This window comes from Sphingomonas bisphenolicum (assembly GCF_024349785.1).
GTDB lineage: Bacteria > Pseudomonadota > Alphaproteobacteria > Sphingomonadales > Sphingomonadaceae > Sphingobium > Sphingobium bisphenolicum.
Map to the genome: position 1 here is coordinate 456,683 of NZ_AP018818.1, position 19,656 is coordinate 476,338.

General features: G+C 64.6%; 20 protein-coding genes. 4 read left to right on the top strand and 16 right to left on the bottom strand.

The window, feature by feature from the left end; translation table 11 throughout:
- Positions 1–348 precede the first annotated feature (348 nt).
- Together SBA_RS20465 and SBA_RS20470 are read right to left on the bottom strand one after the other, a co-directional pair.
- Positions 349–1,212 carry an SDR family NAD(P)-dependent oxidoreductase gene (locus tag SBA_RS20465; protein WP_261937481.1) on the bottom strand — a complete coding sequence of 288 codons (864 nt, stop codon included), beginning with the start codon at positions 1,210–1,212 and terminating at the stop codon, positions 349–351.
- An 11-nt stretch (positions 1,213–1,223) separates the two neighbouring features.
- Complete coding sequence (locus SBA_RS20470; RefSeq protein WP_261937466.1) at positions 1,224–2,303, bottom strand: Rieske (2Fe-2S) protein; 1,080 nt, start codon at positions 2,301–2,303, stop codon at positions 1,224–1,226.
- 239 nt (positions 2,304–2,542) lie between these two features.
- Between SBA_RS20470 and SBA_RS20475 the strand changes: the two genes are divergently transcribed.
- The 3 genes from SBA_RS20475 to SBA_RS20485 are packed head-to-tail and all read left to right on the top strand — an operon-like array spanning position 2,543 to position 5,284.
- Entirely contained in the window at positions 2,543–3,331 is a 789-nt protein-coding gene (locus SBA_RS20475) for an SDR family oxidoreductase (RefSeq protein ID WP_224549016.1), read from the top strand.
- Positions 3,328–4,080, top strand: coding sequence for an SDR family NAD(P)-dependent oxidoreductase (locus tag SBA_RS20480; RefSeq protein WP_224549017.1), 753 nt, complete (start codon positions 3,328–3,330; stop codon positions 4,078–4,080). Before SBA_RS20475 ends, SBA_RS20480 begins: the two co-directional genes overlap by 4 nt.
- 28 nt (positions 4,081–4,108) lie before the next feature.
- Entirely contained in the window at positions 4,109–5,284 is a 1,176-nt protein-coding gene (locus SBA_RS20485; RefSeq protein ID WP_224549018.1) for a sulfotransferase family protein, read from the top strand.
- Here the strand turns inward: SBA_RS20485 and SBA_RS20490 are convergent.
- The 14 genes from SBA_RS20490 to SBA_RS20555 form a co-directional block, all read right to left on the bottom strand.
- Positions 5,272–6,105 (bottom strand): SDR family NAD(P)-dependent oxidoreductase, encoded by an 834-nt coding sequence (locus SBA_RS20490; protein WP_261937467.1) that lies wholly within the window; start codon positions 6,103–6,105, stop codon positions 5,272–5,274. The two genes, SBA_RS20485 and SBA_RS20490, sit on opposite strands and share 13 nt — an antisense overlap.
- A complete protein-coding gene (locus SBA_RS20495; RefSeq protein ID WP_261937468.1) occupies positions 6,102–6,494 on the bottom strand; it encodes a PaaI family thioesterase in 393 nt (130 codons plus the stop codon). Before SBA_RS20495 ends, SBA_RS20490 begins: the two co-directional genes overlap by 4 nt.
- Entirely contained in the window at positions 6,491–6,916 is a 426-nt protein-coding gene (locus tag SBA_RS20500) for a PaaI family thioesterase (protein WP_261937469.1), read from the bottom strand. The genes SBA_RS20495 and SBA_RS20500 overlap by 4 nt, the downstream gene beginning before the upstream one ends.
- Before the next feature lie 3 nt (positions 6,917–6,919).
- Positions 6,920–8,098 carry an acyl-CoA dehydrogenase family protein gene (locus SBA_RS20505; RefSeq protein ID WP_224549022.1) on the bottom strand — a complete coding sequence of 393 codons (1,179 nt, stop codon included), beginning with the start codon at positions 8,096–8,098 and terminating at the stop codon, positions 6,920–6,922.
- Positions 8,095–9,153 (bottom strand): acyl-CoA dehydrogenase family protein, encoded by a 1,059-nt coding sequence (locus tag SBA_RS20510; protein ID WP_261937470.1) that lies wholly within the window; start codon positions 9,151–9,153, stop codon positions 8,095–8,097. The genes SBA_RS20505 and SBA_RS20510 overlap by 4 nt, the downstream gene beginning before the upstream one ends.
- 247 nt (positions 9,154–9,400) lie before the next feature.
- Complete coding sequence (locus tag SBA_RS20515) at positions 9,401–9,886, bottom strand: Lrp/AsnC family transcriptional regulator (protein WP_261937471.1); 486 nt, start codon at positions 9,884–9,886, stop codon at positions 9,401–9,403.
- Positions 9,883–10,362 (bottom strand): Lrp/AsnC family transcriptional regulator, encoded by a 480-nt coding sequence (locus SBA_RS20520; RefSeq protein WP_261937472.1) that lies wholly within the window; start codon positions 10,360–10,362, stop codon positions 9,883–9,885. Before SBA_RS20520 ends, SBA_RS20515 begins: the two co-directional genes overlap by 4 nt.
- Positions 10,363–10,371: 9 nt before the next feature.
- On the bottom strand, positions 10,372–11,694 hold the full coding sequence (locus SBA_RS20525) for a spinster family MFS transporter (protein WP_261937473.1): 1,323 nt from the start codon (positions 11,692–11,694) through the stop codon (positions 10,372–10,374).
- Positions 11,687–12,448, bottom strand: a complete 762-nt coding sequence (locus SBA_RS20530) for an SDR family NAD(P)-dependent oxidoreductase (protein ID WP_261937474.1) — start codon at positions 12,446–12,448, stop codon at positions 11,687–11,689. Before SBA_RS20530 ends, SBA_RS20525 begins: the two co-directional genes overlap by 8 nt.
- Positions 12,449–12,462: 14 nt before the next feature.
- Positions 12,463–13,968: an amidase gene (locus tag SBA_RS20535; RefSeq protein WP_261937475.1), complete on the bottom strand. Its 1,506-nt coding sequence runs from the start codon at positions 13,966–13,968 to the stop codon at positions 12,463–12,465.
- A 44-nt stretch (positions 13,969–14,012) separates the two neighbouring features.
- Positions 14,013–15,119, bottom strand: a complete 1,107-nt coding sequence (locus SBA_RS20540) for a Rieske 2Fe-2S domain-containing protein (RefSeq protein WP_261937476.1) — start codon at positions 15,117–15,119, stop codon at positions 14,013–14,015.
- Between the two features lie 14 nt (positions 15,120–15,133).
- Positions 15,134–16,003 (bottom strand): amidohydrolase family protein, encoded by an 870-nt coding sequence (locus SBA_RS20545; protein ID WP_224549036.1) that lies wholly within the window; start codon positions 16,001–16,003, stop codon positions 15,134–15,136.
- Between the two features lie 14 nt (positions 16,004–16,017).
- On the bottom strand, positions 16,018–17,667 hold the full coding sequence (locus tag SBA_RS20550) for a class I adenylate-forming enzyme family protein (RefSeq protein WP_224549039.1): 1,650 nt from the start codon (positions 17,665–17,667) through the stop codon (positions 16,018–16,020).
- Between the two features lie 12 nt (positions 17,668–17,679).
- Complete coding sequence (locus tag SBA_RS20555; RefSeq protein ID WP_224549041.1) at positions 17,680–18,552, bottom strand: SDR family NAD(P)-dependent oxidoreductase; 873 nt, start codon at positions 18,550–18,552, stop codon at positions 17,680–17,682.
- 300 nt (positions 18,553–18,852) lie between these two features.
- Between SBA_RS20555 and SBA_RS20560 the strand changes: the two genes are divergently transcribed.
- Positions 18,853–19,626 (top strand): SDR family NAD(P)-dependent oxidoreductase, encoded by a 774-nt coding sequence (locus tag SBA_RS20560; RefSeq protein WP_261937477.1) that lies wholly within the window; start codon positions 18,853–18,855, stop codon positions 19,624–19,626.
- Positions 19,627–19,656 lie beyond the last annotated feature (30 nt).

The window sequence follows — 19,656 nt, forward strand, 5'->3', positions numbered from 1 at the left end:
CACCTGACGACAGGCCCAAGGCAGCGCAAGCGGGCGCGCGTCGGCGATGCCTCAATGGGGCGAGGCCACTCATCACCCCATCCTCGCCTTCCGAGCAGAAGGACTGGTCATGGCGCCGCGGCGCTATTTGCTGCTGAAATTTATGTCGCCCGCATCTGCAAGCGCCGGATCGATGTAAACCGCCCCATACCATTGCCCATCGGGATCAGGCGCCTAGCCCGCTGCAAGCCTCTGGAGCAGGATCATCACAAACACGCCAGTGGCGCAGCCAAGCAGGAAACTGGGCGAGTCACGCATGGTGAAGCGGATGACGCGCGGGCCGGGTCGCGATCTCCATGACCGCGCCGGTCAGGCGACGATCGCGGGATGGGCTATGCGCGGATCGCCCAGCATCGCCCGATAGGATGGCGGGGTACGCCCGCCGCTTTCGGTGATGCCGTAGCGCGCGGCGATTTCGGCGGTGATGAAGGTCTGGCCGTTGAGTGCATCGCGGTCCGGATCGTCATGGATCGCCGCAATCACCCGCCCGTTAAACTCGGGCGTTTCAGCGTCCGCCATGAATTTTGCATATTGGTCTGGATGATCGGACAGGGTCTGGGCGCTGCGCTCGGTCAGCAGCGGCCCCATCCATAGCGCGACCGCGGTGACGCCGGTGTCGCGGAAATCCACGCCCATGTCGGCGGCAAATTTGTCCACGCCCGCCTTCTGCGCGCCATAGGCCGCGCCATGCATATAGCAGACCGAGCCGAAGGAGGAGGTGAAGGCGATCAGTCCGCTGTTCGCCGGCACCATCATCCGCGCCGCGTGCCAGCTCGCCAGATAATGGGAGCGCAGCCCGACATCGAGAATGCCGACCAGATCGGTCGATTTTTCCCAGAAAGGGCCAGGCTTGACGAGGTCGTCGTGCAGCGCCGCGACGTTGTTGACGAGGATGTCGAGGCGGCCGCTTTCCTGCGCGACGCGATCGAACAGCGCGGCGATCGCGGCGGCATCGCCATGATCGACCTGCACCGCCCTGCCCTCGCCCCCGGCCGCATCCACCTGCGCAGCCGTCGCGCCGATCGTGCCGGGCAAGGGCGCCTGCCCGTCGCGCACGGTGCGGCCGGTCACATACACGCGATAGCCCGCCCCCCCCAATGCCACTGCGATCCCGCGGCCCGCACCCCGGCTGGCGCCGGTGACGATCGCCACCGGACGTTCACTCCGTTCCATCATGCTCTCCTTCAGGCCGCGGCGCTGGACTTGCGCTTGTCGAGCGTCACATAGAGGCCGTTGGTGCGCTTGTGCGCGTCCGGCGCCTGGTCGCGCGGGTTGTAGAATTGCTTGTACCAGAGGCGAACCTTGCCATAGGGGCCGTCATTGGGAACCACCAACGGGTTGAGGCAGGCGCGCTTGTTCTGCCAGATTTCCACATCCTGCGCGAAGGCGAGACGGCTGCCCTCCTGATATTCCAGCGCGGCTGCGCGCAGATCGTCGGTGATCGGCGCGGAGCCGTCATTCACCTGCACCATCAACCCGTGCCAGACGCGGATCTTGCCATCCTCGATCGGGGTATGGGTGATCATGATGAAGCTGTTGAACGCACCCTCCATCTCCGACTGCAGGATCGACGGACCGGCATACCAGGTATCGAGGGTCAGCACGTCCTCGGGATTGAGTGTCAATGTCCGATGTCCGGCGGCATAATATTGATGAACGACATGGTCCTTGAACTCATTGGCGAAGTAGACGAAGTCCTTGGCGCCATGGATCGGGACAAAATGGCCATAGTCGGCCATATTGTCGACCACTTCGATCGGGTGGATGTCGAGGTCGCCCATATAGTCGACCTTCCAATGGACCCAGCCGGGCTGGTCCCAATGGCCGCCAAAGTCAGGCAGATCGAAATCGGGCTCCAGCCCTTCGGGATCATGCCACAGCCACAATATGCCCGCGCGCTCGATCACCGGAAAGCTTTTGAGCTTCGCCGCCTTGGGCACGAAGTCGGAATAGGGGATATGGTTGCACTGGCCATCGGGGCCGTAGCGCCAGCCGTGGAAAGGGCAGCGGATCGATTCGCCCTCCACCTGCTCGCCGTCGCGCACGATATAGCTGGTCGTGTTCTTCGCCAGATGCGCGCCCATATGCGGGCAATAGGCCTCCACCACATAGGGCTGGCCGCTTTGCCCGCGATACAGGACCAGATCCTGCCCGAAATAGCGGATCGCGCTGGGCGTCGATGACGCCTCCGCGCTTTCGCCGATCATGAACCAGCCGCGTGGGAAGTCATATTCACCCAGACGATAATCCGACGACGTAGCCATATATATATCCTCTCGCTCCGCATCCTGTAGCACGGATGGTCCCCGCACGCCATAGCGAATGGCGCGTCATCGTCGCCATATCCGCAATCATTCTACGCAAAGTACAATTATAAATTCAATATAGTTATTGATTGCGGATATAATTGCCGGATATGTCCTGCGTCAACCCGACAGGGAAATGCCCTGCGACAACCGAACGGGCGAGAACCCCGCGGACCCGGCAGGAAAAGGAGAGAGAGATGCTGCTGCAAGACAAGGTGGTGATCGTCAGTGGCGTAGGCCCTGGCATGGGGCAGGCGCTCGCACGGATCGCAGCGGCCGAAGGCGCCAGCGTCATACTTGCGGCCCGCAACGCGGCGTTCCTGGAGCAGGTTCGCGCCGACATCGTGGCTGACGGTGGCCAGGCCATCGCCGTCGCCTGCGACGTCGCCGACGCGGCCCAGTGCACCGCGCTGGCCGAACGCGCCGCAGCGGCCTTTGGCGGCCGTGTCGATGGGCTGGTAAACAGCGCTTATTATCATGGCGACTGGAGCTTCATCGCCAATGCCGATCCCGCCGACATGGCCAAGGCGTTCGACGTCAATTGTCTGGGCGCGCTGCGGCTGACGCAGGCCTGCACCCCCTATTTGCGCGACGGCGGCGCGGTGGTGAACGTGTCCACCATGGCGACGGTGCGCCCCTTTGGCGGCGAGCATGGCATGGAGATGGGTTATGCGGTGGCGAAGGGCGCGCTCAATACGCTGACCAAATATATGGCGAGCGACCTTGGCCGCGTCGGCATCCGGGTCAATACCTGCCGCATGGGCTGGATCCATGGCGCACCGGTGGAGCAGCATATCCAGACGCAGGTCGATGCGGGGCAAGCGCGCGACGCAGTGGTCGCGGGGATCACGCGCGACATCCCGATCGGCATCATTCCGCCGGAGGACGATTGCGCGCGCGCGGTGCTGATGATGATTTCCGACTATGCGCGGGTCGTCAGCGGCGCGACGCTCGACGTCAATGGCGGCCACTGGATGGCGCCGTGACCCCGCGCTTCGCCGGCAAGTCCGCGATCGTGACCGGGGCGGCGTCCGGGATCGGCCTGGCGGTCGCCAAGCGGCTGGCGGCGGAGGGCGCGCAGGTGGTGATCGGCGACCGCAATGTCGAGGGATTGGAAGCGGCCGCGCATGACATCGGCAACGCGGCTACTGCTGTCGCACTCGATGTCGCGGATGCAGCGTCCTGCCGGGCGATGGTCGACCGGGCGGTGGCGCTGAACGGCGGGCTGGACGTGCTGTGCAATATCGCCGGCATATTGGATTTCGGCCGGCTGGCGGACGTGGACGAAGGCCGCTGGGACCGGGTGATCGCGATCAATTTGAGCGGCGTCTATCATATGGCGCGCGCGGCGATGCCGCATCTGGTCGAGCGGCGCGGGACGATCGTCAACATGGCGTCGGCGGCGGGTCTGGTCGGCGTGCCGTTCAACGCGGCCTATAGCGCGTCGAAACATGGCGTTATCGGCCTGACCAAGGCGCTGGCGCTGGAATTTTCGAAGGAAGGCGTGCGGGTCAACGCCGTCTGCCCCACCGGGGTCAAGACGCCGATGGTCGCGCAGGCGTCCCGTGCGGACATCGACTGGTCGATGGTGATGCGCGCCGCGCCCTGGCTGGACGACGGCGCGCTGTGCGACCCGGAGGATATTGCCGATGCCGTCGCCTTCCTTGCGTCGCACGAGGCGAAACGGATCACCGGCACGGCGCTGGCCGTCGATGGCGGCCAGACCGCCGGCTAAACCCAAGATGAGTCAGGAGAAGACGGAAATGGCCACGCAACCCGAAGATATTGCTACGCCGCCTCTCGACCGCGAGACGCTGTTGCAGCGGGCGCGCGACCGGGCACAGCTGGCGGACTTTGGCGACCTGTGGTTCCTGGAGCCGATGGACCAGTTGATTGCCGCGTCCAACCGCGAAGGGCGCCTGACCGCCGACGGCCATGCCGCGCAAACCGAATCGATCGTCAAGGGCCTGACCAGCCGGCTACGCATGGTGGAGGACATCAGGCGCCATCCCGAAATACTGGACGAACAAGTCGAGGTCGCGGGCATCATATTGGGCCTGCCGCGCACCGGCAGCACCATTTTCCAGCGCCTGCTCGCCAGCGCGCCGGGAATGACCGGCATCCGCTGGTATGAAGCGCAGAATTTCGCGCCCTTCCCCGGCGAGGAACGCGGCCATCCGGTCGAGCGGCGCGCCTATGCGCAGGCGATGATCGACGGCTGGCTGCAAGTCGCGCCGGAACTGGCGTCGATCCATCCGCTCGATCCCGACGCGCCGGACGAGGAGATACTGATCCTGGGCCAGATGTTCGTCAGCACCATGGTGGAGGCGATGAACTTCGTGCCGGACTTCGCGGGGTGGCTGAACGGTTATGACCAGTCAAAGGGCCATGCGGACCTCAAGACGATCCTGCAATATCTGCAATGGCAGGATCCCGCCCGGCGCAGCCGGAAATGGATACTCAAAAGCCCGTCCAACCTGCCCTATGCGGAGATCGCGGCGGCGGCCTTTCCCGACGCCCTGCTCATCATGACGCATCGCGATCCGGTGCAGACCGTGCCATCCTATGTCTCGATGCAGGCCGCGCTCTACAAGTTGAGTGCGACCGTCAGCGACCATGAGGTCGGCGCCTTCTGGTTCCCGCGGCTGGTCGACTGGATGCAGCGGTTCGAGGCGGCGCGGGCGCGGATCGGCGAGCATCGCTTCATCGACATCGATTACCGGCAGGTCGCGCGCGAACCGCTGGCGCAGGCCGAGCGGGTGTTGTCGCGCATGGGCATCGCCGTCGATGCCGGCATGGAAACGGTGCTGAACGAGTTTCTCGCGGGGAACAAGCGCGAGCAACGGCCGACGCACGATTATGCGCCGGAGCGTTTCGGCCTGGACGAAGAGGCGATCAAGCGCGCCTTCGCCGCCTATCGGACGCGCTATATCGGCTGAAGCCCGTCCAGTCCGCGCACCGGCACCTGCAACCGTTCCAGCAGGGGCAGGCTACGCACGATATGCCCTGTCCATTCGGCAGCGGGGCGATGGCAGAGCTGCAGTGCGGCTTCCGCCATCGCCTCGACCGGCTCGATATGGTCGCGCGCATCCCAGCCGCCCATCGCCATCGCCCCTTCGCTGGCGACCGCACCGACAGGAGCCAGCGCATTGACCGCGATCTTCTCACGCGACAATTCCACCGCCCAGCCGGCGGTCAACCGGTCGAGCGCAGCCTTGGTCGTGCCATAGAGCGTCGCATGGCCATCGCGGTTGAAGCGGACATAGCGATCGTCGGGGTCGTAGGGCGCAGGCGGTGGCCGGTCAGCGGTGGCGCTGGAGATGTTGCAGATCCAGCCTTCGCCCTGCGTCCGGAAATGCGGCAGGGCCTGCTGCGACAAGGCTTGCGGGGCATGAACATTCATCTGGAAGGCGAGATCGACATGGCGGGATTGCGCTTCCCAGATCGGCAGGAAGCGCGACCAGGCGGCGTTGTTGACCAGAATGTCGAGCCTGCCGAAATGCGCAACCGTTGCCGGCACGATGCGGGCGCGGTCGACAGGGTCGGCCAGATTGGCGGCGATCATCAGGCATTGGCCGCCGGCAGACCGGATACGCTCCGCCGTTTCCGTCAGCGATCCCGCGAGGGGGCCGCCTGGCTCTACGGTGCGCGCGACGATTGCGACCGCGGCTCCTTCGGCCGCGAATCTGCGCGCGATGGCGGCGCCGATGCCGCGACTGGCGCCGGTGACGACGGCGACGCGACCTTCCAGCAATTTCATCGACCTCTCCCCTGATCCAGTAGCAAATGCATCCGGCCGGTGGCGATCGGCCTGTCCCGGCCCGCCTGCCAGCAGATCGCATCGGCATTCACGACATGCCGCCCCACGCGGCTGAGCCGAGCCTGCGCAAATGTCTCGACCATCAATCCGCCGCGCAGGAAGTCGAAGCTGATGTTGATCGGCTTGGGCCGGGGACCATCGCTGTCCCGTTCCTGCGTGATCGCCTCCAGACAGGCCAGTTCCAGCAGACTGGCGATGACGCCGCCATAAAGGAAGCCCTGCCGCCCTTCCAGTTGCGTCGTAGCGGGCATCATCAGGCCGACCGTGCCCGGTTCCGAGGCGATGCTGGCGATGCCCAGCATCCGCGCATAAGGCGTGTCGGCGATCATGGCGCATCCGTGAAGAAGAAGCTGGCGGTGGCGAAGGCGATCGGGCTGGCGGGATCGCCGTCATGCACGTCGCAGCGGGTGAAGGCGACCTTGCGCGTCACATGATGGCAGGTGGCACGCGCATACAGGGTCTGCCCGGCCTTGGCGGGACGCAGATAGTCGATGTGCAGGTCCAGCGTCGCCATGCCGCGCCATTGCCGGGTCCGTGCGATGATCGCCGCGCCCGCCGCCGCATCGACCAGCGATATGACCGGCCCCGACGCCACCAACCCGGCATCGGGATCGATCAGGAAGCCGGGGGCGAAGGGGCAGGCCAGCTCGGCCCAGTCCGGCCCATTATCGACGGTGTAGATGCCCAGCAGGGCGTGATGCCCGCGCGGCGGCAGGTTTTTCAGCCGCTCGAACGGGTCATCCTCCTCCACCGCTCAGGCCGCTCCGCGGGGTTCGCGGGGCAGGCCCAGGCCGCGTTCCGCGATCAGGTTGCGCTGAATCTGGTTGGTGCCGCCATAGATGGTGTCGGATCGCGAGAAGAGGAACAGATTGGGCAGCGTATCCCACTCATAATCCGCCTGATCGCCGATCTCGCCGCCCTGGCCCAGAACGTCCATCGCCAGTTCACCCAGATTGCGGCGCCAGCTCGCCCACTGGATCTTGTAGGTCAGCGCCGCGCCGTCGATCTTGCTATGGTCGGTCTGCGACAGCATCCGCAACGCGCCATAGCGCATCAGACGCAGGCCGATTTCCGCTTTGGCGATCCGCTGGCGGATGAGCGGGTCATTGGCGGCGCCATTGGCCTTGGCGGCCGCGATGATCTCGTCCAGTTCGTTGCGGAAGCCCATTTGCTGGCCCAGCGTCGAAACGCCACGCTCGAACGCGAGCAGCCCCATGGCAATGCGCCATCCGTCGCCCTCCGCGCCGATCAGGCTGTCCGCCGGACAGCGTGCATCGGTGAAGAAGGTCTCGTTAAACTCGGCATCGCCGTTGATCTGGCGGATGCCGCGTATGTCGATGCCGGGCTGGTCGATCGGCATCATCAGGAAGGTCAGGCCTTTCGGTCCCTGCGACCCCTCCCGGGTGCGGGTAATGACGAAAATCCAGTCGGAAATATGCGCCAGGCTGGTCCATATCTTCTGGCCGTTGACGACCCATTCGTCGCCTTCCAGCCGCGCCTTGGTGCGCACGCTGGCGAGGTCCGACCCCGCATTGGGTTCGGAAAAGCCTTGGCAAAAAATGGTCCTGCCTGCCGCGATGTCGGGCAGGAAGCGTTGCTTTTGTTCCTGCGTGCCGAAGGTCAGGATCGTCGGCCCGGCCAGTTCGATGCCGATATGGTTGACCCGGCCCGGCACGCCGGCGCGGGCATATTCTTCTGCGAAGATCACCTGTTGCGCCAGCGTCGCGTCGCGCCCGCCCCATTCGACCGGCCAGCCGATGCAGGACCAGCGATGGGCGGCCAGTTGCCGTTCCCATTCCTTGCGCCGTTCGGGGCTGCCGGTCAGCTTCGTGACGCCCTTGATGTCGCGAAATTCGCCGGCCATCTGGCCGTTCAGCCAGTCGGCGCATTCCTGCCGGAACAGTTCGTCGGCGGGAGAAAAACCCAGTTTCATGCTGCTTCTCCCAGGATCATCGTGGCGATCGCTTCGCGGTGCCCATTGCCATTGCCCAGCATCGTCTGGAGCGACCGGGCGCGCTTGAAGAAGAGATGCGCGTCATGTTCCCAGGTGAAGCCGATACCGCCATGGAGCTGGATCATGTCCCCGGCGCAGCGGAAATAGGTGTCGGCGCCGAAGCTCTTGGCCGCGTGGATCGCAAGGGGCGCGTCGTCCGCGCCCTCGTCGACCGCGCAGGCCACCCAGTAGACGGCCGATCGGGCCTGCTCGATCTCAATCATCATGTCGGCGAGGCGATGCTTATAGGCCTGGAAGGAACCGATCTGGCGGCCGAACTGCACCCGCTCTTGCGCATAGGCGACGGTCCGGTCGAGGCACGCCTGCGCGCCGCCCAAGGCTTCGGCGGCAATGGCGATGCAGGCGGCGCGATGCGCGGCGATAAGCGCCGCAGCCGGATCGGGCAACGCTTCGCCCGGCGCGTCGGTCAGCACGATATGGGCCATCGGGCGGGTCTGGTCCATGCTGGTCTGGGCCGTGACGGCGACGCCCGGCGCATCGGCGCGCACGATCCAAGCCCGTTGCCCGTCCGTGACCAGAAACAGGTCAGCGCTGGCGCCATGGGTGACGAAGCGCGAACCGCCGGTCAACCGGTCACCAGCCGCATTGAGAGTCCCATCAGCAAGATGCCCCGCTATCTGATCCCCCGACAGCAGGGCGGGAAGCCATGTCGTGCGCTGGGCATCGCTGCCGCCGGCGGCGATCGCCTGCCCCGCCTGCACCAGGCTGCCCAGCATGGGTAGCGCCGCGACCTGCGCACCGGCCGCTTCCGCGACGATCGCCAGTTCGACCATTCCCAGCCCTGCACCGCCCGCGCTTTCCGGCAGCCCGATGCCCGACAATCCCAGTTCCTGGCAGAAGGCCCGCCACAGCGCGCGATCGATGCCGTCGCCCGCCATCGCCTGGCGCGTGCGCGCGCTGGTCGCATGTTCCGTGAAGAAGGCGCGCGCCGTCTCCGCGATCATCTGCTGTTCGTCGGTAAATGCGAATTCCATTGCAGGCCGCCCTCAAAATCCCGTGGGGGAGCATGGCGGCACACGCCGCATTGCTTGCAGCGCATGACCGGACATGATGATGAGCCGCCTCTGGGGCCGGACGCATCCGCTCCTATCGCTGGCGGGCCTTGGCAATATTCGCCGAAGCTCCCGCCTTCCATTCTGCTATATCATGCAGATTTGGGTTTCAAGCGTCGATTTGCGGAATATTACAAATAATTATTTCCGAATATCGATGCAGTCAACTTTAGTCGGCGTTTGCGCTCGCGCCATCGGTGATCCGCACGACGCGGTTGCTGAACTTTACCGTCCTGACCGCGAGCGAAGTTTCGATATGATAGACGCCGTCCATCGCAAGGATCTGCCCCGACGTCACGGTATGGAACCTGTCCAGATCGTCGTACAGGCAGGTCGCCATGATGTTGAACGGCCCCAGCATGATCATGACCGACTGAACCATCGGGATATGCGCGATGTCGCGCGCGATCTGGCGGACATGGCCGGCTTCGGCCTGGACCGCTACGAAACCGATATTGGTGGCCTTTTCCAGCTTGAGACTGGTGAGCGCGGTAAAAGCGATCAGGCGATCCTGCTGCAACCGCTTGATCCGGCCCCGGATCGTGCCTTCATTGACGCCCAGGTCGCTCGCGATCTTGCGGTTGGAGACGCGCGCGTCCTGCGCCAATATGTCGATCAACTGATGATCGAGATCGTCGAGATCGGGCCGGTTCATGAAAGCCTCCGGCTGTCGATCGGGGCGGTGTCGAGGCCATATTTGACGATGTCGAGGCCGATCGCAGGGGTCATGGCGCGCACGCCGGGCACCTTGGCCAGCTTGTCGGTGATAAGCGGCGACAGTTCGTCCATGTCCCGCAAGGTGAGGAGCAGGCTGATTTCATAGCGGCCAGTGACCAGATGGGCGGCAAACACCTCGCGATGAGCGGCCAGTTCCTCGGCGACGTCGAGCGCGGGACGGCCGCTGACCTCTACCGCCAGATGGATGAGGACATGATAACCATGGACCGCGAAATCGGAAACGGCGACGACGCGGAGCATCCCTGCATCCTCCATCCGTCGGATGCGCGTGGACACGGTGGAGGCGATCAGGCTGAGGGTCTCGGCGATCTGCTGGTTGGTCGCCCGGCCGTTATGTCGCAGATATTCGACAATCTTGCGGTCCGTTTCGTCAAACGCGAAAACCTCACTCATAGGATTGCTCTATCCCCTTTCCTGCTCCGGTCTTGCCAGCAAAGGGTCGGCAGGTCGAATCGAAACCGCGTGGTGCAGCATCGTCCGATCCCGCTCTACGCGGGCGCCCGCGGCCCAGCCTAGCAGCGCGGAGAGGAAGCCGAAGGGGATGATGAACGACAGCGCCATGCGCAGCGCCGCGGCGTCATGCCCCAGCATCTGGCTGAGCGCCCCCGTCGCCCAAGGGCCGACGAAGAAGCCGAGCAGGGTCGTGACGGCGAGGAACAGCGCGGTCGATGCAGCGCGGATGCGCGGCGGCAGCATATATTGCAGGGTCGCCATGAAGCCCACAGACCAACCACCCCCCAAAAGTCCGGCCGGGATGGCGGCAAGGCGCGCCATGTCGAAGCTGCCCGCCCAAGTCGCCGCCATGATAGCGCAGGTCGCCGCCCCCAGCGCCAAGGCGGACAGGCGCGAGGGCCAGACCATGCTGCGCCGCGCCAGGCGATCGGACAGCGCGCCGAAGAGCAGCATGCCGACCAGCCCGGACAGGCCGAAATTGAGCGCGAAGGTCATCTTCACCGCCACCGGATCAAGCGCGAAGCCGCGGGTGAGCAGTTCCGGGCCCCAATAGCCGAAGGACACGCCCGACAGCACACCGAAGCCGAAAGCGAACATCATGCACAGATAGGCCGGGCTGCGGATCAGGCTGCGGATCAACTGGCCGAACGGCACGGCGTCAATCGGTGCAGCGCCGCCGGCCGGACCGCGGCGCGGCTCGCGGATCACGGCGAGCGCGGCAAAGCCTAGCAGCACGCCCACAGCGCCGATGCTGTAGAAGGCCATGCGCCAGTCATGATGCGCGGCGATCGCCGGACCGCCCGCCTGCCCGCCGATCTGGCCGATATAGGCGGCAAGGCCGAGGATCGCGAACGCCAGGCCACGCCGTTCGGGCCGGAAATAATCCGACAGCAGCGAATAGGCGGGTGCGACGAACGCCGCCTCTCCCACGCCCACCGCGATCCGCGCCAGCGTCAGGCCGACCGGGCCGGCAGCAAGGCCGGTGCCGATGGTGGCGATGCTCCACAGCACGCAGCCCGCCGCGATGATCTGGACGCGGGAAGTGCGGTCCGCCAGCCGCGCGAACGGGACGCCGAGGACGACATAGAGAAAGACGAAGGCCGGCCCCATCAACATGCCGACCATGGCGTCGCCGATGCCGAACTCCGCCTTGATCGGCCCGATCAGCCCGGTGATCAGATAGCGGTCGGCATAGTTGACGATATAGATGAGCAGCAGCGTTACGAGGACGAGCCACGGATTGGATGTTCTCTGGACGGGGGCGTCAGTCACGCAGCAGTGACCCGCCATTGACGTGCCAGAGCTGACCATTGACCCATTCGCCATCGTCGGACGCGAGGAAGGCGACCGCGCCGGCAATATCGTCCGGCTGGCCCAGCCGCCGGTGCGGCAGGTTGTCCAGCATCGATGCGACATAATCGTCGGTCAGATGCTGGGCCACCGCTTCGGTCAGGACGACGCCGGGGCAGATGCCGTTGGCGCGGATGCCCTGCTTGCCATATTTGCGCGCGACATGACGTACCAGCGCGTGCAGCGCATTCTTGGTCATGGGATAGGCGACCTGCAACGGGTTGCCGGAAATCGCCGCGCCCGAAGAGGTGTAGATCATGGTGCCGCCGCCGCGTTCGATCAGTATCGGCAGGGCGGCCTGCGTCGCCAGGAAATGGCTCTTGGCGTTGATGGCGAAGGAACGGTCAAGCACCGCTTCGCTGCAATTAAGTATGTCGATATCGCCTTCTGTCCCACCCGCAAGATTACTGTGGTAGAAATCAAGGCGGCCAAATTCGGCCAGCGCTGCTTCGACGATAGCGGCCTGCGATGTTGCTTTGGTCCCGTCGAGCGCCACGCCGATCGCCTTGCCACCTTCCGCGCAGATGATGCGGGCGGTTTCCGCCGCCCAGTCGCTCTCGATGTCGCCGATCACCACCGACGCGCCTTCGGCCGCCAGCCGCCGCGCCGTCGCAGCGCCGATGCCACGTCCGCCGCCCGCAACAATTCCTGTTTTCCCCGCCAATCCGCGCATCATTATCTCCAGATATCTTATGGTGCCGGACGCCGGTCTTTCCACGGCGCGGCCTTTTCCAGCTGCCCCGCCAGACGGAACAGGGTTGCCTCGTCGCCATAGCGCCCCATGAACATGACGCCGACCGGCAAGCCATTCTTGGCCATGCCCAGCGGCACCGACATGGCTGGCTGACCGGTCATGTTGGCAATCTGGGTGAAGGGCGAGAAGGCCGCGGTCCGCTGTCCCCAGGCCATAAAATCAACATCGGGGGTCAGGTTGATCCGGCCCAGCTCCAGCGGCGGCGCCGCCAGCGTGGGGGACAGGATCACATCATACCGCGCCATGAACTGCGCCATTATGACGGCGGCGGTTTGCAGCGTATTGTTCGCCCGCGCGAAGTCCATGCCGGTCGTTTTTTGCCCATAGCCGACAAAGCCCAGCGTGATCGGCTCCAGAACGTCCGGCCCGATCGCGATCCCGGTTGCCTTGGCGCGGTCCAGCATATCGGCGGCCACGGACGCGCCGACCAAAACGAAGCTCGCCGCGCCGATCGCCGCGACATCCAGTTTCGGCGCTGCTTCCTCCACATGATGGCCGAGCGTTTCGCACAGGCGCGCGGCCCGGCGGGTGGCTTCGATACAGTCCGGATCGACCGGCGCGCCCGACGGGGCATTGAGCATCAGCGCGATACGCAGGCGGCCGGGTGCCTTGCCGACCTGCGACAGGAAGCTCTCGGCCGGGGTCGGCGCTGCATAGCGCCCCCCCGGTTCCGGACCTTGGGTCGCGTCGAGGATCGCTGCGGAATCGCGCACGCTGCGGGTGATGGCGTGATGCACCGACAGCCCGCCCCAGCCTTCGGTGCGGGGCGGCCCCATCGGCACCCGGCCGCGACTGGGCTTAAGGCCGAACAGGCCACAACAGGAAGCCGGGATGCGGATCGACCCGCCGCCGTCCGTCGCATGGGCCGCGGGCAGCACGCCCGCCGCCACCGCCGCCGCCGCGCCGCCCGACGATCCGCCGGTGATATGGGCGGGGTTCCACGGATTGCGCGTGTCGCCGGTCAGTTTGTTTTCGGTCGTACCGGTGAGCCCGAGTTCGGGCACGGTCGTCTTGCCGAAGATGACGAAGCCCGCCGCCTCGATCCGGCGCACCAGTTCGGACGTGATGTCGGGCTTGTAGCCTCTGAAAAAGCGGCTGCCATTTTCGGTCGCCAGGCCGGCGATATAGGTGTTGAGATCCTTGAGCAGCCAGGGCACGCCGCTGAACGGTCCCTGCGGCAATCCCTTGGCGATCGCCGCGTGGCCATAGTCATAATGTTTCTGCGCCAGGAAGTTGAAGCGCGGATTGAGCGCCTCCGCGCGGCCGATCGCCGCGTCCAGCAATTCGGTCGCCGAAACCTGCTTGCGGCGGACGAGGTCGGCCAGCCCCATCGCGTCATGGGTGTCGAGCGGGCCGGAGGACAAAGCGGCCGCCCGGGCCGTTCCCGCCAGGCCGGCTAACGCCGTGGCGCCCGCCATGGCTTCGCGCCGTGTCATATCCATGCGAACCTCTCCTGCCCTTATCATTGTAATCGGCTTGATGGATGTCAGTCAGCGCTCTGATCGATATAATAGCGCTGATAATATTTGCGGAATTGCGGGATCGGGCCGTCACCGTCGCAGATGATCGGATTGGGTTCGAACTTCTGCCGGTCCCACACCACCTTGTCCTGATCGAACTGCTTGCAGATGTCGCGGATGATCGCCTTGGCGACGCCGGCCCGCTCGCCCTCCGCCTGCGCCTTGGGCTGGGTGAAGCAGAAGCGGACATGGACATGGTCCAGTTCGACCGGGGCCAGGCAGGCCATCAGCAGCGTCTCCGAAATGCCGGTGAAGCGCGTCCAGCTTTGCCCCGGCCCCATCGTGTCGTAACTGATAAGGCCATCGACCTCGCCCCAGGGCGTGCCCATCTTCGCCTTCACGTCCGCGCCCCGGCCCCATTCGCCCCAGCGCAATTCGCCCAGCGGCACATTGGCAGTGCCATGGATGAAGCGGAAATGCGCAACGTCGACGCCATTTTCGGCCATGTTCTGGATCGATCCCCAGACATTCCATTCATGCACGTCGAAATCGGTCCATTCGGGGTCGGTCGCTTCGGGCAGGATCGCGACGTCGAACAGGGGCGCGACGTCCTGCGGATGATACCAGGCCCAGATCCAGCGGTTCGCTTCGGTGATGTGCCAGTTGCGGGTGCATTTGCGCTTCACCTGGGGCGGGATATTGCGGGCATAGGGTACGTCCTTCACTACCGCCTCGTCCCCGTCATAACGCCAGGCGTGGAAAGGACATTCGAGCAGATTGCCATGCACCTTGCCACCATGGCCCATATGGGCGCCCAGATGCTTGCAATAGGCGTCGAGCATACGGACCTGGCCGTCTTCGCCGCGCCAGATCGCCAGATCCTGCGAGAAATAGCGCAGCGGCTTGACCTCACCTGCCGCGAGGTCAGACGACAGCAGCAGCGGATACCAGCCGAAGGGGATGCCGATATCGAGATTGCGCTCCGCAATCGAAGCGCGACCCTCCACTTCCGCCAGGCGCCAGTCGCTCAGATCCTGGCCGCGCAGCTTTTCGAGGACTTGCCAGACGGCAACAGGCGGGGTGCGCGCATCGGTGGCCTTGGTGGCGGCGGTGTCGGTATTGGTTTGGGACATGGGAACCTCGCGGATCATTGCAGGTCGAAGACCTTGCGCGCGTTTTCACGCAGGAATTTGGGCCAGACATCGTCCTTGAACGGGACATTTTCCATATCGCTGAAGATACGGTCCAGGCTGAGACCCATCGGAAAATAGCCGGCATAGATGATCTTGTCAGCGCCGCGCGTATTGGCGTAGTCGATGATCGCCTTGGGATAATGTTTGGGTGCGAAGGCGCTGGTCGAATAATAAAGGTTGGGCCATTTCAGCATCAACTTGACCGCCAGCGCCTCCCACGGCTCAGCGCCGTGGCGCATGACGACTTTAAGGTCGGGGAAAAACCAGCAGACTTCGTCCAGATGCTCGACCTTCTGCGTTTCCATCGGGATGCGCGGACCGGGGATGCCGGCATTGAGCAGAACCGGCAGGCCCAGTTCCGCAGCACAAGCGTAGAGCGGGAACATATATTTATGGTTGATCGCCACCTGCGGCAACGTGCCGGCCGGGAAGATGCTGATCGCGGACAGGCCGACCTCGCCATGAATGCGCTTGATGCGGCGTATTTCCTCCATCCCGTTATTGGGGTCGCAGGGCAGGTCGAAGAAGAAGCGGTCGCCGAACATCTCCTTGGCGCGATAGGACGTCGCATTGTCGTTCCAGCCGACCAGCGCCTTGTCGATATTGTGCCGGTCCATCTGCTCGACGGTCCAGGAGACAAAATCGTCGGTCTTGCCGGTCTGCGGAATGTCCTTGAACATATATTGCGCTGGCATGGCGAATTGCTGGAGCGTCTGCTGATCCTTGATCAGCGGGCGGAAGGGGGCGAACCATGCGGAACGGTCCTCGGCCTCCGGTATGCCCAACATGCAGTCAATGATCTTGATATCCTTGGGAAACCCCATGGAAACTCTCCTGTTCAATAGTTCGCGACCAGTTGCGGCCACAGCGCCCGAAGCGCGATCTTGTCGATTTTTTCGGCATGGTTGCGCGGCAGGGGTGCGCGCGAAAAGGCGACATGGGCGGGCGCTTTGTAGGGCGCGAGCCGCCCGGCGACCCAATCGATGATGGCGCGTTCGTCCAGGCCATCGGCCTGCACGACGGCGACCAGCGCCTCGCCCAGGCGATCATCCGCAATGCCGAAGGTCGCGCATTCGGTGATTTGCGGCATTTCGCTCAGCACCCGCTCGACTTCGGCGCAGTAGATATTTTCGCCGCCGGAGATGACCATATCCTTCGCCCGGTCAACGATGAAGATATAGCCATCCTCATCCTGATAGCCGATGTCGCCGGTGCGCAACCAGCCGTCGGGCGTAAAGCTCTTGGCGGTATCGTCCGGCCGGTTCCAGTAGCCGCGCATGACCATGGCGCTGCGCACCACGATCTCGCCGGTTGCATGGGGACCGCAGATTGCGCCGTCCGCCCCTTCGATCCGCAGATCGACCAGCGGCAGCACCCGGCCAGCCGAAGCGCGCGCGCGCAGGAAATCCGCGCCCACCGCCTGGGCGATCGCGCCCGACGTTTCGGTCATGCCATAGCCCACGCCCATCAGCGCATGGGGGCAGAGCGCCCGCACCTCCTCCAGCAGGTTGAGGGGCAGCGCCTGCCCGCCCGACCCGATATTGCGCACAGAGCTGAGATCCGCATCGGTCAGCCGCGCGCGATTGACCATGTCCCACAACATGGTCGGCACGGTGGCCAGTTGCGTCACCCGTTCGCGGGCGATCAGGGCGACGGCTTCCTCCGCATTCCAGCGGCGCATGATGACGATCTTGCCGCCCGACAGGAAGGGCGCGAGGAAGCCGGCGCCCAGCCCGGAAATATGGAAGAGCGGCGAGACGAGCAGGCTCGCCTGCGGCGGCATCTGCGCCGTCAGCGCCTCCACCGACAGGCCATGGTCGCGCGCCATATTGTGCAGCACCATCGTGCCGGTAAGCTGGGTGCCCAGCAGGCCCGTGATCAGGCTGCGATGCGATAGCACCGCGCCCTTGACACGCCCGGTGGTGCCGGAGGTGAAGAGAATGGCGCAGGGATCGTCATGGTCAGCGGTCATGCCGTCTACGAAGGGGACGTCCGCAGCCGCGAGCGGCGCGATCAGGTCCAGCAGACGGCCCTGATAGCCCGCGTCACGCAGCGCGGCGGCGCGTTCGCTATCGGCCAGCACGAGGGCCGGCGTCACTTCGTCCACCATCGCGCGCGCTTCCGCCGCCGAGCCGCGGCTGTTGAGCAGAACCGCAACCCCGCCCAGCCGGATGACGGCAAGAAACGCCACGATCCATTCCGCCCGGTTGCGCATGGCAATGGCGACGCGGTCGCCGCGCCGGATGTCCAGATGCCCCGCCAGCCGGTCGCGCCAGGCGAAGATGTCCGCGAAACTCAGCCGGCGTTCCCTGCCCGCCTCGTCAAAGTCGACGATACAGGGCCGGTCGCCAAAGCCGCGCGCCTTTTCGATGAGCTGGTTGAGATCGGACGGCGCGTGGGCAAAAAAGCGCAGTCCGTCCTGTTCGGCGATCTCGAACGGGGTGCCGGATGCGGTGACTGCCGCGAAAATGGGGTCGATCTTGCTCATGGCGTTCCCGGATCAGTAAACGGCTGCAGGGTTTTTGGGCCGGGGACTGCCCAGCATCTCGCGATAGGAAGGGCGGTCGTTGCCGCGATCCTGCACGCCCAGTTGGCGCCCGATTTCCGCGCCGATCAATGTCTGGCCGGACAAGGCCTCCCGATCCGGCGCGCAGTCGATCGCGTCGATGATATGCGCGGTGAATTGCGGATTTTCCGCACTTTCGATGAAGTCGGCATATTGTTCGGGATTGGTGTCGCGCGCGATCAGCGACCGTTCGGTAACCAGTGGCCCCATCCAGATCGACACCGCGATCACGCCGGTTCCGCGCAGATCATGCTCCATGTCATGGGCGAATTTGTCCACGCCCGCCTTTTGCGCGCCATAGGCCGGGCCGTGCATGTAGCAACTGCCGCCAAAGGACGAACCAAAGGCGATCACGCCGCGCCCCTGCGGCACCATCAGCCGCGCCGCGTGCCAGCTTGCCACATAGGCGGAGCGAAGACCGACATCGAGGATGCGAACCGCGTCCAGATCCTTTTCCCAAAAGGGCTTTTTCTCGATCAGTTGGTCGTGGATGAAGGTCGCGTTGTTCACCAATATGTCGAGCCGCCCCGCTTCCGCCGCAATCCGGTCGAACAGCCCTGCGACCTGGGCATCGTCGCCATGGTCGCAGACCAGCGGAATGCCCCGGCCGCCGGCCGCATCGACCGCCGCCGCAGTTTCCGCCACGGTGCCAGGCAGCACGGATCCGTCCCAGCCCCGCGCATTCCCGACATGCATCGTGCGGCCGGTCACATAGACGGTATAGCCCAATTCGCCGAAACCGACCGCGATGCCACGGCCTGCTCCCCGACTGGCTCCGGTGACCAGGGCCACCTTGCTGTCCGGCATCCCACTTCCCTCGATTCGTCGTTTTTGTCCTGACCCAACTCTATCCCTCTATTCGCGTAATTCAACAATTATATTCTTACGCATATCCAGATTTGACAGATTGCCCGCGCGATCGCCGAATTTCCGCATATACATACGATTTTCTGGGCGTATTGATAGTTATTCGACACGCACTCAGGCGCTATATTCGTATTTTTATGATTTACAAATTCCGCATTATGCTCACATATCGCCGTTGAGACGTCGTCCTGAAACGCAAATGCGCAAGGCGACCTTCGACACATGGAGAGGTGATGGCGAATGACCGATGATTTTAAAGGGCGCATTGCCGTCATCACCGGCGGCAGCGATGGCATCGGCCTGGCGACGGCCGCACTGTTGGCGCGGCGCGGCGCACAGGTAGTGATTTGCGGGCGACGGCAAGAGTTACTTGATCGCGCGCGTAGCCAGATCGACGCGGAGGGGGGGCAGATCGAAGCGATTCGGCTCGACGTCACCGATAATGTCGCCCTCACCGCGATGATCGAGATGGTAGCCGCGCGCCATGGCCGGCTCGACATGCTGGTGAATAACGCGATGTCGACCCATTATGCGCCTATCAGCCGATTGACGCTGGACCATTGGCGCAAGGACTTCGCGGTCAACGCCGATGCCGTCTTCGTCAGCACCAAGGCAGCGATGCAGGTGATGGCGACGACGGGCAAGGGCGCGATCGTCAACATCGCCTCCACCTGCGGCATCCGCGCCACCGTCAACATGGCGAGCTATTCGGCGTCCAAAGCGGCGCTGATCCATTTCACGGCCGTTGCCGCGATGGAAGGCGCGCCGTTGGGAATCCGCGTCAACGCCATCATTCCCGGTCAGGTGCAGACCGCAGGCACCGAGGCGTTCACCGCGCGCGCGCCCGAAGTCGCGACGCGAACGACCGAGGCCATTCCGATGCGGCGCGGCGGCCAGCCCGAGGAATTGGCGCAGGCGATCGCGTTCATGCTGTCCGATGCGGCGAGCTATATCACCGGCACCGCGCTGCCGGTGGACGGCGGCAAGGCGGCCCAACTTTACATGCCGGCCTAAAGGATCTGGATAAGGGCAGAAAGCGGAATT